Source organism: Streptomyces longispororuber (genome assembly GCF_014656095.1).
Classification (GTDB): Bacteria; Actinomycetota; Actinomycetes; order Streptomycetales; family Streptomycetaceae; genus Streptomyces; species Streptomyces longispororuber.
This window is the reverse complement of record NZ_BNBT01000180.1, coordinates 1-15,379: the sequence shown is the minus strand read 5'-3', so window position 1 is coordinate 15,379 and position 15,379 is coordinate 1. Positions and strand designations below refer to the sequence as shown.

General features: G+C 75.1%; 15 protein-coding genes. 12 read left to right on the top strand and 3 right to left on the bottom strand.

Features of this window, described 5'->3' with window-relative positions; all coding sequences use genetic code 11:
- Positions 1–154: 154 nt before the first annotated feature.
- The 11 genes from IE330_RS34010 to IE330_RS33960 all read left to right on the top strand — a co-directional run bounded on the left by IE330_RS34010 (position 155) and on the right by IE330_RS33960 (position 11,466).
- Positions 155–949 (top strand): aldose epimerase family protein, encoded by a 795-nt coding sequence (locus IE330_RS34010; RefSeq protein ID WP_190140039.1) that lies wholly within the window; start codon positions 155–157, stop codon positions 947–949.
- Positions 950–979: 30 nt separating this feature from the next.
- Entirely contained in the window at positions 980–1,531 is a 552-nt protein-coding gene (pyrE, locus tag IE330_RS34005; RefSeq protein ID WP_190140038.1) for an orotate phosphoribosyltransferase, read from the top strand.
- Positions 1,532–1,706: 175 nt separating this feature from the next.
- The gene (gene fbaA, locus IE330_RS34000) at positions 1,707–2,729 is read left to right on the top strand and encodes a class II fructose-bisphosphate aldolase (RefSeq protein WP_190140037.1); all 1,023 of its coding nucleotides are present in this window, start codon (positions 1,707–1,709) and stop codon (positions 2,727–2,729) included.
- Between the two features lie 71 nt (positions 2,730–2,800).
- On the top strand, positions 2,801–4,012 hold the full coding sequence (locus IE330_RS33995; protein ID WP_190140036.1) for a MalY/PatB family protein: 1,212 nt from the start codon (positions 2,801–2,803) through the stop codon (positions 4,010–4,012).
- A 140-nt stretch (positions 4,013–4,152) separates the two neighbouring features.
- On the top strand, positions 4,153–4,566 hold the full coding sequence (locus IE330_RS33990; RefSeq protein ID WP_190140035.1) for a DUF3151 domain-containing protein: 414 nt from the start codon (positions 4,153–4,155) through the stop codon (positions 4,564–4,566).
- A gap of 160 nt (positions 4,567–4,726) precedes the next feature.
- Positions 4,727–5,629 (top strand): tryptophan 2,3-dioxygenase family protein, encoded by a 903-nt coding sequence (locus IE330_RS33985; RefSeq protein WP_190140034.1) that lies wholly within the window; start codon positions 4,727–4,729, stop codon positions 5,627–5,629.
- A complete protein-coding gene (gene kynU, locus IE330_RS33980) occupies positions 5,622–6,908 on the top strand; it encodes a kynureninase (RefSeq protein ID WP_190140033.1) in 1,287 nt (428 codons plus the stop codon). The genes IE330_RS33985 and kynU overlap by 8 nt, the downstream gene beginning before the upstream one ends.
- Before the next feature lie 203 nt (positions 6,909–7,111).
- Positions 7,112–8,026 carry an alpha/beta hydrolase gene (locus tag IE330_RS33975; RefSeq protein WP_190140032.1) on the top strand — a complete coding sequence of 305 codons (915 nt, stop codon included), beginning with the start codon at positions 7,112–7,114 and terminating at the stop codon, positions 8,024–8,026.
- Between the two features lie 110 nt (positions 8,027–8,136).
- Positions 8,137–9,477, top strand: a complete 1,341-nt coding sequence (locus IE330_RS33970; RefSeq protein WP_190140031.1) for a sensor histidine kinase — start codon at positions 8,137–8,139, stop codon at positions 9,475–9,477.
- Positions 9,474–10,175: a response regulator gene (locus tag IE330_RS33965; protein ID WP_190140030.1), complete on the top strand. Its 702-nt coding sequence runs from the start codon at positions 9,474–9,476 to the stop codon at positions 10,173–10,175. The genes IE330_RS33970 and IE330_RS33965 overlap by 4 nt, the downstream gene beginning before the upstream one ends.
- A 64-nt stretch (positions 10,176–10,239) precedes the next feature.
- The gene (locus IE330_RS33960; protein ID WP_190140029.1) at positions 10,240–11,466 is read left to right on the top strand and encodes a cytochrome P450; all 1,227 of its coding nucleotides are present in this window, start codon (positions 10,240–10,242) and stop codon (positions 11,464–11,466) included.
- A 73-nt stretch (positions 11,467–11,539) separates the two neighbouring features.
- Here the strand turns inward: IE330_RS33960 and IE330_RS33955 are convergent, their stop codons facing one another.
- Both IE330_RS33955 and IE330_RS33950 read right to left on the bottom strand, forming a co-directional pair.
- Entirely contained in the window at positions 11,540–13,165 is a 1,626-nt protein-coding gene (locus IE330_RS33955) for an ABC transporter permease (protein WP_190140028.1), read from the bottom strand.
- Positions 13,162–14,100, bottom strand: coding sequence for an ABC transporter ATP-binding protein (locus IE330_RS33950; RefSeq protein ID WP_190140027.1), 939 nt, complete (start codon positions 14,098–14,100; stop codon positions 13,162–13,164). The genes IE330_RS33955 and IE330_RS33950 overlap by 4 nt, the downstream gene beginning before the upstream one ends.
- A gap of 91 nt (positions 14,101–14,191) precedes the next feature.
- On the opposite strand from IE330_RS33950, the gene IE330_RS33945 reads away from it, so the two are divergent.
- Positions 14,192–14,791 carry a GbsR/MarR family transcriptional regulator gene (locus IE330_RS33945; protein ID WP_190140026.1) on the top strand — a complete coding sequence of 200 codons (600 nt, stop codon included), beginning with the start codon at positions 14,192–14,194 and terminating at the stop codon, positions 14,789–14,791.
- A 14-nt stretch (positions 14,792–14,805) separates the two neighbouring features.
- Here the strand turns inward: IE330_RS33945 and IE330_RS33940 are convergent.
- Positions 14,806–15,379: diacylglycerol kinase (locus IE330_RS33940; protein ID WP_190140025.1), on the bottom strand; the 574-nt coding region annotated here is incomplete at its 5' end.

Sequence of the window (15,379 nt, the reverse complement as noted above, 5' to 3'; positions counted from 1 at the left end):
CTCGACTCGCCGTCGTCGCCCGCCCGTCCGCCAGTCGACGACGGCGGACAATCTCAGCCCGTCCGGCGTTTGAGGACGAGGCCGTCAGGCTGATTGGGGGCGGGTGGGTGGGAGAGGGGGGCGCGGGGTCGCGGGGGGTCTTAGGGTCGGCAGGGTGAGTAGCGAAGAGATCACGTTGACCGCGGGTGACGCGGAAGTCGTCGTGCGGCCGGGCCACGGCGGCCGCCTGGCAAGCCTCAAGGTGGCGGGGCACGAGCTGCTGCGGCAGGGGGAGCGGTACGGCAGCTTCCCGATGGTGCCGTGGTGCGGCCGGGTCAGGGACGGCGTCTTCAGGACCGGCGACCGGGAGCACCGGCTGCCGCTGAACTCCCCGCCGCACGCCATCCACGGCACCGGCCGCGACACCGCGTGGAAGCCCGCGCGGGTCACCGACCGCGAGGCCGTGTTCACGTACGACCTGGCGGACCCGTGGCCGTACCCCGGCCGGGTCACCCAGTCCGTGGAGGTGACGGACACCGCGCTGACGCTGCGCATGGGCGTGGAGGCCTGGGACGACTCCTTCCCGGCGCAGGCCGGCTGGCACCCCTGGTTCAACCGGCGCCTGAGCGAGGACGGCGAACCGGTGCGGATCGCGTTCGACGCCGCCTGGCAGGAGCTGCGCGGCGAGGACCACCTGCCCACCGGCAGCCGGGTCGCGCCCACGCCGGGCCCCTGGGACGACTGCTTCGGGATGCCGGACGGCGTGCACGTGACGCTGACCTGGCCCGGGCAACTGGAGCTGACCGTGGCCAGCCGCGAGCAGTGGGTCGTCGTCTTCGACGAGCCGGAGGCCGCCGTGTGCGTGGAGCCGCAGACCGGCCCGCCCAACGGCCTGAACACCGAGCCGCGCCTCGTCACCCCGCTGGAGCCTCTGGAGGCGGCGACCACCTGGACCTGGCGGCGGCTCTGACGCCCCGGCCGCGCCCTTAAGCTCGTAGCCATGACGAACGACGTACGCGGCGACCTGCTGCGGCAGATCAAGGACAAGGCCGTCGTGCACGGCAAGGTGACCCTCTCCTCGGGCCTGGAGGCCGACTACTACGTCGACCTGCGCCGCATCACCCTGGACGGGGAGGCCGCCCCGCTCGTCGGGCAGGTGCTGCTCGACCTGACGGGCGAGCTGGAGTTCGACGCCGTGGGCGGGCTCACGATGGGCGCCGACCCGGTCGCCGCGGCGATGCTGCACGCGGCCGCCGCGCGCGGCCGCCGCCTGGACGCCTTCGTGGTGCGCAAGGCGGCCAAGGCGCACGGCCTGCAGCGGCGCGTCGAGGGCCCGGACATCGCGGGGCGGCGCGTGCTCGTCGTCGAGGACACCTCCACCACCGGCGGCTCCCCGCTGACCGCCGTGGAGGCCGTGCGCGAGGCCGGAGCCGAGGTCGTGGGCGTCGCCACGATCGTGGACCGGGCCACCGGCGCCGCCGAGAAGATCACCGAGGGCGCGGGGGTCCCGTACCTCTTCGCGTACTCCAAGGACGAGCTCGGGCTGGACTAGCGGTGGGCCGGGCCCCGTCCGGGTACGGACCCGGTGCGAGGCCCGGCACCGGACCGAGTACGTCCCGTACGTCTGGAAAGATGGGGGCGACGACATCGCCGTCGCCCCCGGGTTCCCCAGGTCAGGGACACAGCAGCACAGCAGCACTCACCCGCACATCACAAGGAGCGGACACATGCCCATCGCAACCCCCGAGGTCTACAACGAGATGCTCGACCGGGCGAAGGCAGGCAAGTTCGCCTACCCGGCCATCAACGTGACCTCGTCCCAGACCCTGCACGCCGCCCTGCGTGGCTTCGCGGAGGCGGAGAGCGACGGCATCATCCAGATCTCGACCGGTGGCGCGGAGTTCCTGGGCGGCCAGCACAACAAGGACATGGTGACGGGCGCGGTGGCCCTCGCCGAGTTCGCGCACATCGTCGCCAAGAAGTACGACGTCACCGTCGCGCTGCACACCGACCACTGCCCGAAGGACAAGCTGGACGGCTACGTCCGCCCGCTCCTCGACATCTCCGCCGAGCGCGTCAAGGCCGGGCAGAACCCGCTGTTCCAGTCCCACATGTGGGACGGCTCCGCCGAGACCCTCGCGGACAACCTGGCCATCGGCCAGGAGCTGCTCGCCAAGGCCGCCGCCGCGAAGATCATCCTCGAGGTCGAGATCACCCCGACCGGCGGTGAGGAGGACGGCGTCACGCACGAGATCAACGACGAGCTGTACACCACCGTCGAGGACGCCCTGCGCACCGCCGAGGCCCTCGGCCTGGGCGAGAAGGGCCGCTACCTGCTCGCCGCGTCCTTCGGCAACGTCCACGGCGTCTACAAGCCGGGCAACGTCGTGCTCCGCCCCGAGCTGCTCAAGGACCTCCAGGAGGGCGTCGCCGCCAAGTACGGCAAGGCGAACCCCTTCGACTTCGTCTTCCACGGCGGCTCCGGCTCCACGGCCGAGGAGATCTCCACCGCCCTGGAGAACGGCGTCGTGAAGATGAACCTCGACACCGACACCCAGTACGCCTTCACGCGGCCCGTCGCGGACCACATGCTGAAGAACTACGACGGTGTCCTGAAGGTCGACGGCGAGGTCGGCTCGAAGAAGACCTACGACCCGCGCACCTGGGGCAAGCTGGCCGAGGCCTCCATGGCCAAGCGCGTGACCGAGGCGTGCGCCGCGCTGCGCTCCACCGGCACCAAGCTCAAGTAAGTCCACCGTCCGTCGGGCCCGGTACCCCCAGGGGTGCCGGGCCCGACGGCGTACCCGGAGGGACCCCGGCAGTGCGCTACGACTTCGACACCCCCGTGGACCGGCGCGGCACCTGGTGCGTGCAGTGGGACGGCGTCAAGGACCTTCCCCACGTTCTCGGTCCCGCCCGAACAGGGGAGACCCCACCCCCGGTGCCGGACCTGCTGCCCTTCACCATCTCCGACATGGACTTCCCGTGCGCGCCGGAGGTCCTCGCCGCGCTCCGGCGCCGCCTCGACCACGGCGTGTTCGGCTACACCGACTGGCGCAACGACGACTTCCGCGGCGCGGTCCGCGACTGGTTCACGGGCCGCCACGGCACGGAAGTCGACCCGGCGTCCCTGGTGTACGCCCCGTCGGTGCTGAGCCAGGTCTCCCAGCTTTTGCGGATGTGGACACAGCCGGGCGAGGGCGTGGTGGTGCACACCCCGACGTACGACGGCTTCCGCAAGGTGGTCACGGGCCTCGGCCGCGAGCTGCGCGGGGTGCCGCTCGACGACCCGGGACTGGCGGGACTGGAGGCCCAGTTGGCGCGGGCGGACAGCCGGGTCCTGCTGCTGTGCTCCCCGCACAACCCGACCGGGCGGGTCTGGAGCGACGCCGACCTGACGGCGGTGGCCGCGCTGTGCGAGCGGCACGGCGTGGCCGTCGTCAGCGACGAGGTCCACGCCGACCTCACGCACGAGGGGCACACGCACCGCCCCTGGGCGCGGTACGGCCGGGGCCGCTGGGCCCTGGTGACCTCGGCCACAAAGGCCTTCAACTTCCCCGCCCTCAGCGGGAGTTACGGGCTGATATCCGACCCGGGCGACCGCGAGGCCTTCGTCCGCCGGATGGAGACCGGGGAGGGCCTCGCCTCGCCCGCCGTGCTTTCCCTGACCGCGCACGTCGCCGCCTACCGCGAGGGCGCCGACTGGCTGGACGCCGTGCGCGCCTACACCCACGGGAACCTCCGGCTCGTCGCCGACGCCCTCCAGGACGCCTTCCCCGGCCTCGGCTGGCGCCCCCCGCAGGCCGGCTACCTGGCCTGGATCGACCTGCGCCCCCTCCTGGGCGAGGACCGCGACGACGACCTCCAGCGGGAGCTGGTGGAACGCCAGGGCGTGGCCGTCACGCCGGGCACCACCTACGGCGCCCCCGGCTTCGTCCGCCTGAACGTGGGCTGCCCCCGGGCGAAGGCGGAGGCGGGGGTGAACGCGCTGGTCCGGGCCGTACGGGCGGTGGCCGCCAGGCATACGGGCTGAGCACCGGGCGGGCGCGCGCGGCCCACGGGGCCCGAGCACCGGGCGGGCCCGCGCCCGCGCCCCGCACGCCGCGGACAGGGGCGGCCGGAGAAGCGGGACCGGCCGTCCGCGCGGGCCGGGCATGGCGCAGACTGAGGCACATGGCCATTCACGAGAACCTGCTCGGGGGACCGCCCCCGACCCACCTGCCCGACGAGCCGGAGCCGCGCGAGCTGCTGGCGGGCGGCACGCCGGCCGCCGACGTCGCCGCCAAGTACCCGACGTCGTCCCTCGCCTGGGCGCGCCTCGCCGACGAGGCGTACGAGGCGGGCCGCGTCGTCGAGTCGTACGCGTACGCCCGCACCGGCTACCACCGGGGCCTGGACGCGCTGCGCCGGTCCGGCTGGAAGGGCCACGGCCCGGTGCCGTGGGAGCACGAGCCGAACCGCGGCTTCCTGCGGGCCCTGCACGCGCTGGCCCGCGCGGCCGGTGCCATCGGCGAGCAGGAGGAGTACGAGCGCTGCAGCACCTTCCTGCGGGACTCCTCGCAGACGGCGGCCGACACCCTCGGCTAGCGGCACGCCACCCCGCGCGGCCTGCCTGGACACCCGGTGTGACCAGGCAGGCCTTGTCGTTTCCCGCGATGTTGCGGAGGATGCCGGTGGGGACCGGGGCCCCCGTGCCGGTACCGGCAGGGGCGGACCGCTACCCGGAGTACGCATCAAGGAGACAGCGATGTCCCACGAGGCGAACGCGGCACACGCGACCCATGAGACCCCGCGGGAAGCGGAGCGGGCTCATGCGGTGCACGAGACTCCCGACGGGAGCCCGGACAGCCCGAACCTCGACTTCGCCGGCACCACACCGTACGAGGACTACGTCAAGGCGGACGTCCTCACCCACCTCCAGCACCTCCTGTCGGACGACCCCGGCGAGATGGTCTTCCTGGTCACGACCCAGGTGATGGAGCTGTGGTTCACGGTGATCGTCCACGAGTGGGAGACCGCGTCGCGGGCCCTGCGCGAGGACGACGTGCCCACCGCGGTGGCCGCGCTGAAGCGGTCCGTGCGGGAGCTGGAGGCGCTGAACCACTCGTGGAAGCCGCTCGGCCAGCTCACCCCCGCGCAGTTCAACTCCTACCGGAGCGCGCTCGGCGAGGGCTCCGGCTTCCAGTCGGCGATGTACCGGCGCCTGGAGTTCCTGCTCGGCGAGAAGTCCGCGTCCATGCTGGTCCCGCACCGGGGCGCGCCCCGCGTCCACGCGGAGCTGGAGAAGGCCCTGCACGAGCCGAGCCTGTACGACGAGGTGCTGCGGCTGCTCGCGCGGCGCGGCTACGACATCCCCGACGACGTGCTGAAGCGGGACGTGTCGGCGAAGTACGAGCCGTCCCCGCGCGTCGAGGCGGTGTGGACCGAGCTGTACGCGGGCGACGAGAGCGCTGACCTCGCCCGGCTGGGCGAGGCCCTGACCGACGTGGCCGAGCTGGTGTGGCGCTGGCGCAACGACCACCTGGTGGCCACGCGCCGCGCGATGGGCGCCAAGACCGGCACCGGCGGCTCCGCCGGGGTCGCCTGGCTGGAGAAGCGCGCGGCGAAGAACGTGTTCCCCGAGCTGTGGACGGCGCGCAGCCATGTCTGAGACGAGGAGGACCGCCGTGTCCGGTACGGGGGAACCCGCGCGGGAGCGCGAGCTGCGGGAGCGGGCCGCCGCCCTGGACGGCGCGGACCGGCTCGCCGCGAAGCGCAAGGAGTTCGTGCTCGACGAGGTCACGTACCTGGACGGGAACTCGCTGGGCGCGCTGCCCGTGAACGTCGAGGCGCGCGTCGCCGACGTCGTCACCCGCGAGTGGGGGCGGATGCGCATCCGCTCCTGGGAGGAGAGCGGCTGGTGGACCGCGCCGGAGCGGGTCGGGGAGCGGATCGCCCCGCTGCTCGGCGCGGGGCCGGGGCAGGTCGTCGTCGCCGACTCCACCAGCGTGAACGTCTTCAAGGCCGTCGTCGCGGCGGTGCGCATGGCGCGGGCGGAAGGACCGGGCGAGCGGGACGAGGTCGTCGTCGACGCCACGACGTTCCCCACCGACGGCTACATCGCGGAGTCCGCCGCCCGGCTCACCGGCTGCCGCGTGGTTCCGGCCGCCCCGGCCGACGTGCCGGGCGTCCTCGGCCCGCGCACGGCCGCCGTGCTGCTCAACCACGCCGACTACCACTCGGGCCGCCTGCACGACCTGCCCGGCCTGACGGCGGCGGTGCACGCGGCGGGCGCGCGCGTGGTGTGGGACCTGTGCCACACGGCGGGCGCGCTGCCCGTCGGCCTGGACGAGCACGGCGTGGACCTGGCGGTCGGCTGCACGTACAAGTACCTGAACGGCGGGCCGGGCGCCCCGGCCTACCTGTACGTGCGCCGGGAGCTCCAGCCCCGCTTCGACTCGCCGCTGCCGGGCTGGAACTCGCACGCCGACCCGTTCGGGATGCGGCGCGACTACGAACCGGCCGGCGACGCGGTGCGCGGCCGCGTCGGTACGCCGGACATCCTGTCGCTGCTGGCCCTGGAGGCGGCCCTCGACGTGTGGGACGGCGTCTCGCTGCACGACGTGCGGGCCAAGTCCCTGGCGCTGACGGACTTCTTCCTGGAGTGCGTGGCGGCCTACGCCCCCGCCGGGCGGGTCACGTCCGTCACCCCGGCCGCGCACGCGGAGCGCGGCAGCCAGATCGCGCTGCGCTGCCCGGACGCGCGGGAGGTGATGGAGCGGCTCGTCGCGGCGGGCGTGGTCGGCGACTTCCGCGCGCCGGACGTGCTGCGCTTCGGGTTCACGCCGCTGTACGTGTCGTTCGCGGACACGGAGCGCGCGGCGCGGGTGCTCGGACGCGTCCTCGGCGGTTCGGGGGAGCTGACGCCGGGGGACGGCGCGGCCACCTGATAACGTCCGGCCAATCCGGATCATGGCACCTGTGTGCGGGGCTCCCGTGTGCGGGACACCTGCGTGCGTGACACCCGTGTGCGTGGTACCCGTGCGGAGGACCCGCGCGTGGTCCGGACCCCGGTACGAACGCCCGCCGGGCACCGGCCCGTTGCGGCCGGTGCCCGGTGGGCCCGCCATCCGCAGAGCTGGGAGGTAGCCGTATGCCTGACGACGCCGCCGTGGCCCGTGACGAGGCCGAGGAGCGGTCCGCCTTCGCCCACCCCGCGGTGGAGCCGGACGCCACCGCCGCGTACGGGCCGGGCGCCGACCAGGTCGTGGACTTCTACGCGCCGCGCTCCGCCGAGGGCCCGGTGCCGCTCGTCGTCGTGCTGCACGGCGGGGCCTGGCGGGCCCCCTACGACCGCCGGCACGTCACGCCGTTCGCGGACTTCCTGGCCCGGCGGGGCTTCGCCGTGGCCAACGTCGAGTACCGCAGGGGCGGTTCGGCCTCCGGGCCGATCCCCGCGCAGAGCGGGGGCGCCGGGCCCGTGGCGGGGCGCTGGCCGGAGACCCTCGACGACGTGGCCGCGGCGCTCGACGCGCTGCCCCGCCTCGTCCGCGAGGCGCTGCCCGCCGCCGACGCCCGCCGCACCGTGGTGACCGGCCACTCCGCGGGCGGCCACCTCGCTCTGTGGGCGGCGGCCCGGCACGTGCTGCCCGAGGGCTCGCCCTGGCGGCGCGAGCGCCCCGCACCGCTGCGCGGCGTCGTCGCGCTGGCCCCGATCGCGGACCTGCGCGTCGCCGAGGAGCTGGACGTCTGCTCCGGCGCGGTACGCCAGTTCCTGGGCGCGGACGACCCGTCCTCGGCCGACGCCCGGGCCCGCCACGAGGAGCGCCTGGCCCACGCCGACCCCGCCGCGCTGCTGCCCACCGGCATCGCCACCACCGTCGTCCAGGGCCGCACCGACATCGTCGTGCCGCAGGCCGTGGCCGAGGCGTACGCGGACGCCGCCGCCAAGGCGGGCGAGGTCGTCGGCCTGACGCTCCTGGAGGACGTGGGCCACTTCCCCCTCATCGACCCGGCGGCGGACGCGTGCGCGGTGGTGGCGGAGGAGATCGCCCAGCTCGCGTTCTGACGGCCCTGCCCGGGCGGGCCCGGCCGGCGCGTGTAGTACCTGCGACGGACCCCCGGGAACCCGCCTGGGAGGGGACGACCCGGCTCCCCGGGCCCCGTACCGTCGAAGGCGTGACCGAGAGAACCCGCAGTCCCGAGTTCCGACTGGCGCGCCACGCCCTCAAGGGCCTGCGCGCCGACCTGTTCCACGACGCCTTCGCCTACCGGCCGCTGCCGCCGCTGCCGCGGGAGGGCGACGGCTGGGCCGCGAACATGCCGGGGCGGTCCGCCAGGTACGCGGTGTGGCTGCCGCACGGCGTGGTCGTCGCGCTCGCGGCGGTCACCCTCTTCGCCGCGTACGCCGGGGGGTTCGGCGCCTGGACCGCGCCGGGGGAGCTGGCGTGGGCGCTGAGCGGGTTCCTGCCGGCGGGGGCGGTGCTCCTCACGCTGGTACGGCCGGTGCTCGCCTGGTGGTGCTCCCTGGCGATGGCGCCGTTCGTCGTGGTCCTCAGCGGCGCCGACTGGGCCCCGTGGGCGCCCGGCTCCTTCGTCGGGCACACGGCGGTGATGGCGGTGGTCGCGGCGCGCACCCGGCCGCGCACGGCGGGCTGGATGTGGGCGCTGACGGCGGCGTACTCGCTGTGCGCGGAGACCACGGCGAGCTGGCACTCCAACACGGTGGACATGCTGGTGCCCAGCGGCATCGTGCTGGCCCTCGTGGCCATGGCGACGGCCAACCGGCACGCCCGCCGCGAGGTCGTCGCCGAGCGCACCGTCACCGCCGTCGAGCGCGACCGGCGCACCCTCCTGGAGGAGCGGACGACCATCGCGCGCGAGCTGCACGACGTCGTGGCGCACCACATGTCGGTGGTCGCGATCCAGGCCGAGGCGGCCCCCTACCGGGTGGAGAACCCGCCGCCGGAGCTGGCGCAGGCCTTCGCCACGATCCGCGAGAACGCGGTGGTCGCGCTGACCGAGCTGCGCCGCGTGCTCGGCGTCGTCCGCGCGGAGGACTACGAGGCGCCGGACGCGCCCCAGCCGACGCTCGCCGACCTGGACCGGCTGCTGGACAACGTGCGGGAGACGGGCCTGACGGTGGAGAAGGCCGTCACCGGGGCCGTGCGGGAGCTGCCGCAGGGCGTGGAGCTGTCCGCGTACCGCATCGTGCAGGAGGCGCTCAGCAACAGCCTGCGGCACGCGCCGGGCGCCACCGCCCGGGTGGAGATCGCCTACGTGCTGGGCGGCCTCGGGCTGCGGATCGTCAACGGCCCCGCGACGGGTCTGGTGAAGCCCTCGCCGGGCGCCGGCCACGGCATCACCGGCATGCGCGAGCGCGTCGCCATGCTCGACGGGGAGATGACGGCGGAGGCGACGGCCGACGGCGGGTACGAGGTCACGGTGTTCCTGCCGGTGCCGTCCGAGGTGGCCGGGGCCGCCGCGGCCGCAGGACCGGCGGAAGGGGAGGCCGCGTGACCGGGGCGACCGGCACGACCGGCACGACCATCCGGGTGGTCATCGCCGACGACCAGATGATGGTCCGCGAGGGGTTCTCGGTGCTGCTCAACGCCATGCCCGACATCGAGGTCGTCGGCGAGGCGGTCAACGGCCGCGAGGCCGTGCGGAAGGTGCGCGAACTCGCCCCGGACGTCGTCCTGATGGACATCCGCATGCCCGAGCTCAACGGCATCGAGGCCACCCGGGAGATCGTCGCCGCCGCCGACAGCACCACCAAGGTCCTCGTCCTGACCACCTTCGACCTCGACGAGTACGTGTACCAGGCGCTGCGCGCGGGCGCGTCCGGGTTCCTCCTGAAGGACGCCTCGGCGCGGCAGCTCGCCGACGGGGTGCGGGTGGTGGCGTCCGGCGAGGCGCTGCTCGCGCCGAGCGTGACCCGCCGCCTGATCACCGAGTTCTCGCGGCTCGCGGACCGGCCCCGGCTCGGCGCGTCGGCCCAGGCGCAGGCCCAGTACGGGGAGCTGACCGAGCGCGAGACGGAGGTGCTCGTCCTCATCGCGCAGGGCCTGTCCAACGCGGAGATCGCCGCGCGGCTCGTCGTCGCCGAGTCCACCATCAAGACGCACGTCAGCCGGGTCCTGGTGAAGCTCGGCCTGCGGGACCGCACGCAGGCCGCCGTGTTCGCGTACGAGGCGCGGCTGGTGACGCCCGCCTGAAGGGACGGGCCGCGCCCCGGCGCCCACGGGTGACAGGCCGGGGCGGCGCGGCTAGCGTCCGTACATGGCTGAACCGGCAGACGCCGCCGACGTGTTCGCGCCCTCGTCGGCCGCTTTCGTGGCGGACCCCTACCCGGCGTACGCGGAGCTGCGCGCCCGCGGCCCGGTGCACCACTACGCGCCCAGCGACCAGTACCTGGTCCCGCGCCACGCGGACGTCGCCGCGCTGCTGCGCGACCGGCGGCTCGGCCGCACCTACCTGCACCGCTTCCGCCACGAGGAGTTCGGGCGGCAGGCGCCGCCGCCCGCGCACGAGCCGTTCCACGTCCTCAACGACCACGGCCTGCTCGACCTCGAGCCGCCCGCCCACACCCGCGTCCGCCGCCTGGTCGCCAAGGCGTTCACGCCCCGCACGGTGGAGCGGCTGCGCCCGTACGTGGAGGGGCTCGCGGACGAGCTGGTGTCCGGCCTCGTCGCGGACGGCGGCGGCGACCTGCTGGCCCGGGTCGCCGAGCCGCTGCCCGTCGCGGTGATCGCCGAGCTGCTCGGCATCCCGGAGGGGGAGCGCGCGCCGCTGCGGCCCTGGTCGGCGGACATCTGCGGCATGTACGAGCTGAACCCCCCGGAGGACACCGCCGCGCGGGCCGTCCGCGCCTCGGTCGAGTTCTCCGCCTACCTGCGGGAGCTGATCGCCGCCCGGCGCGCCCGCCCCGGCGACGACCTGCTCACGCATCTGATCGCGGCCCACGAGGAGGGCGACCGGCTCAGCGAGCAGGAGCTGGTCTCCACCTGCGCGCTGCTCCTGAACGCCGGGCACGAGGCGACGGTCAACGCCACCGTCAACGGCTGGTACGCCCTCTTCCGCCACCCGGAGCAGCTCGCCGCGCTGCGCGCGGAGCCGGAGCGGCTGCTGCCCACGGCCGTGGAGGAGCTGCTCCGGTACGACACCCCGCTCCAGCTCTTCGAGCGCTGGGTGCTCGACGACATCGAGATCGGCGGGACGGTGGTCCCGCGCGGCAGCGAGGTGGCGATGCTGTTCGGCTCGGCCAACCGGGACGGGGCCGTCTTCCGCGACCCGGACGCGCTCGACCTCGGCCGCGCGGCGAACCCGCACATCTCCTTCAGCGCGGGCATCCACTACTGCGTCGGGGCGGCCCTGGCCCGCGTCGAACTCGCCGCGTCGCTGGGGGCGCTGCTGCGCCGGGCCCCGGGCCTGCGGCTGGCCGCCGAGCCGGAGCGCAAGCCGAACTTCGTGATCCGGGGGCTGCGGGAGCTGCTGGTGGCCTGCTGAATCCTGGGTCTGCGGAGCTGCGCGTGGCGTGCTGCATCCTGGGCCCCCGGAGCTGCGCGTGGCCCGCTGACCGTCAGCCGGTGGCCAGGTCCCGTCGGCGCAGGGCGGCCAGGCCCGCCGCCGTGAGGACCACCGCCAGGCCCGTGAGCACCAGCACCGGTGTCCACGCCAGGTCACCGCCCGGCAGCTTCGGCAGGTGGGAGAACGGCGAGAGGTTCATGACCGCCCGCGGTACGTCGAGCGCGGGGCCGAGCCAGCCGATCAGCAGGACCGCGCCCGCCGCGCCCCAGGACGCGGGGGCGAGCCGCGGCGAGAGCCCGTACAGGAACACCGCGAGCGCGCCGACCACCCAGATCGCGGGGACCTGGACCAGGCAGGCGGCGGCGATCGGCCCGGCGTCCTGGCCGTGGCCGAGGGCGAAGCCGCAGGCGGCGCAGAGCATGAGCAGGGCGGTGCCCGCGAAGGCGACGACGAGGTGGCCCGCGGCCCAGCACAGTCGGCCGACGGGGGTGGCGAGGACCGGCTCGGCGCGCTGGGAGGTCTCCTCGCCGTGCAGGCGCAGCACCGAGGCGACGACGTACAGGGCGCCGACCATGGCGACGACGCCGACCATCGCGGACAGGAAGGCGTCGGTGAGCCCGGCGTGCCCGCCCATGCGCCGGAAGATCGCCCGGGTGTCGGCGTTGTCGCCGACCAGGTCGGTGGCGCCGTCGGCCATGCCGCCGAGGACGAGCCCCGCCAGCAGGAAACCGGCGCTCCAGCCGAGGACCGCGCCGCGCTGGAGCCGCCGGGCCAGCGCGCCCGCCGTGGCGAGACGGCCGTGCGCGCGCCCGGGGCGGGACGGCAGGAAGCTCATGCCGAGGTCACGGTGGCCGGCCAGTTCGTACGCGGCGACGCACCCCACGGCGACCGCGCCGGCGGACAGCAGGAGGACCCACCAGCGCTCGTCGGCGAAGGCCCGGGTGTGCTCCACCCAGCCCACCGGCGAGAACCAGGTGAGCAGTGAGGAGCCGTCCTTCGTCGCCGCGTCGCCGGCCGCGCGCAGCACGAACGCCGCGCCGAGCACCGCCGCGGCGATGCCCTTGGCGAGCCGCGCGCTCTCGGTGAGCTGCGCGGCGACCGCCGCCACCGCGGCGAACACCATGCCGGTGCAGCCGACGGCGAGGCCGAGGGCCAGGGCGCCGGTGCCGCCCTCGCCCGCGAGGCCGACCGCGAGGAGCCCGGCGAGCACGGTGTTGGCGACGAGGGCGGCGAGCAGCGCGGCCGTCAGCGGCGCCAGGCGGCCCACCCCGGCGGACGAGACCAGCTCCTGCCGCCCGGTCTCCTCCTCCTCGCGCGTGTGCCGGACGACGACGACCAGGCTCATCACGGCGGCGAGCACCCCGGCGAAGGTGCCCACGCGCCAGGCGGTGAGGCCGCCGACGGACTGGTCGAAGACGGGGCCGTAGAAGGCGCGCAGGGTGGGGTTGGTGGTGAGCGACGCGACGAGGTCGGCGCGCTTGTCCGGGGTGCCGTACACCTGCCGCAGGGTGTTCGGCATGCTCAGGACCATCAGCGTGATGACCGCCAGCCACACCGGGATCAGCACCCGGTCGCGGCGCAGGGCAAGGCGCAGCAGGGGCGCGGTGCCCGCGAGGCGGCGGCGGAGGGCGCCGGGGCCCGGCCGCCGGGCGGGGGCGGTGCCGAGGACGGCGGTCATCGCGCCACCGCCTTGTCGCCCCGCTCGGCGCGCTCGCCGTCGGCGTCCTCCTGGTAGTGCCGCAGGAACAGCTCCTCCAGGGTGGGCGGCGTACTGGTCAGGGAGCGGACGCCGGACGCGGTGAGCGCGCGCAGCACGCCGTCCAGCTTGTCGGTGTCGACCTGGAGGCGGACCCGGCGTCCCTGGACGTCGAGGCCGTGCACCCCGGGGAGGCGGCCGAGGCCGTCGGGCTCACCCGCGAGCTCGGCGTGCACGCTGGTGCGGGTGAGGTGCCGCAGCTCGGCGAGGGACCCGCTCTCGACCGTACGGCCCTTGCGGACGAGGGAGACCCGGTCGCACAGGCTCTCCACCTCGCTGAGGATGTGGGACGACAGCAGCACGGTCCGGCCCCGCCGCCGCTCCTCCTGGACGCACTCCTGGAAGACCCCCTCCATCAGCGGGTCGAGGCCCGACGTCGGCTCGTCCAGGATCAGCAGGTCCACGTCGGAGGCGAAGGCGGCGACGAGGGCGACCTTCTGGCGGTTGCCCTTGGAGTACGCGCGCCCCTTCTTCGTCGGGTCGAGCTCGAACCGCTCGACGAGCGCGGCGCGCCGCGCCCGGTCGAGGCCGCCGCGCAGCCTTCCGTACAGGTCGATGACCTCGCCGCCGGACAGGTTGCGCCACAGGGTGACGTCGCCGGGGACGTAGGCGAGGCGGCGGTGCAGCTCCACGGCGTCGTGCCACGGGTCCTTGCCGAGCACGCGCGCGGTCCCCGCGTCGGCCCGCAACAGGCCGAGGAGTACGCGGATGGTGGTCGACTTCCCCGATCCGTTCGGCCCGAGGAAGCCGTGCACCTCGCCCTCGCGCACGTACAGGTCGAGGCCGTCGAGGGCGCGCGTGCGGCCGAAGGACTTGCGCAGGTGGGACACCTCTAGGGCGGTGCGGTCCGTCGTCATGTTTTTGAACGTACGCTGATTTCACAAATTTGTGAAGTTAAGGAACTGTATAAACTTGGGCGGGGCGCGGGGGAGGGGAGATGATCGGCGGATGACCACGGACGGCAAGGACGGCGCGGGCACCGCGCGCGCCAGGGGCGCCGGGAGCCCCGGCGGCGCGGAAGGCCCGGAGGGTGCTGCGGGTGCTGAGGGCGCTGCGGGGCCGGGGCGCGAGGAGGACCTCGCGGCGGCGTCACGGTTCACGGAGCAGTTCGCGGCGCAGTTGGTGTGGGCCGGTATGCCCCGGATGCCCGCGCGGGTCTTCGCCGCGCTGCTGGCCTCCGACGCGGGGGCGCTCACGGCGGCGGAGCTGGGGGAGCGGCTGCGGGTGAGTCCGGCGGCGGTGTCCGGGGCCGTGCGCTACCTGACGCAGCAGTACATGGTCACCCGCGAGCGGGCGCCCGGGTCGCGCCGCGACCTCTTCCGGGTGCACAGCAACCAGTGGTACGAGGCGCTGACCAACCGGGACTCCGTCCTGCAGCGCTGGGAGACCGCGCTGCGGGACGGGATGGCGAGCCTCGGCCCCCACTCGCCGGCCGGGCGCCGGCTGGAGGAGACCCTCGCGTTCTTCGAGTTCATCGAGAAGGAGCTGGCGGGCATGATGAGCCGCTGGCGCACAGAACGAGCCACCCGCTTCGGCCCTCCGACCTGACGGCGCCGAGCCCGTCAGGGGCAGGGCAGCGTAAGGGACCAGGCTCCTGGGCGGGCGGTCCAGGTGCGGCGGCGGACCGGGCCCGCCAGGGCTCCGTCGCAGTGGTAGTGGAAGTCCGGCCCCGCCACGGTCACGGAGCGGGCGCGCGCCCGTACGGGCGCGATCCCCGCGCCGACGGACGACGGCCGCACCTCCACCCGCGCCAGCCCCCCGCTCCCCGGCGCCACGGACACCCCCTCGACGGGCTGGTCGAGGTCGACGAGGGTCACCCCGTCCGCCTCGACCCGCAGCCGCGCCGGCCCGGCCGCCCCCCGCCCGCCACCGGGCCGCGCGCCCAGCGTCCGTACCAGGGACTGGCAGGTCCGCAGCCAGGCGTGCCCGTGCCGCTCCCCGGCCGCGGCGGAGCCGGCCGCGGGCCCGGCGACAGGGGCCTCGCCGCCCGCGAGGGCGGCGATCCGCACGTCCCCGAGCACCACCTCGCCCCGGTCGTCGACGAGCAGGTCGAGCCGCCGGGGCGCCCCGTCCAGGACCGCGCGCGCCGCGGCGACGGCCCCGGCGGGCACGCCGAGCCCGCGGGCGAGCCGCACC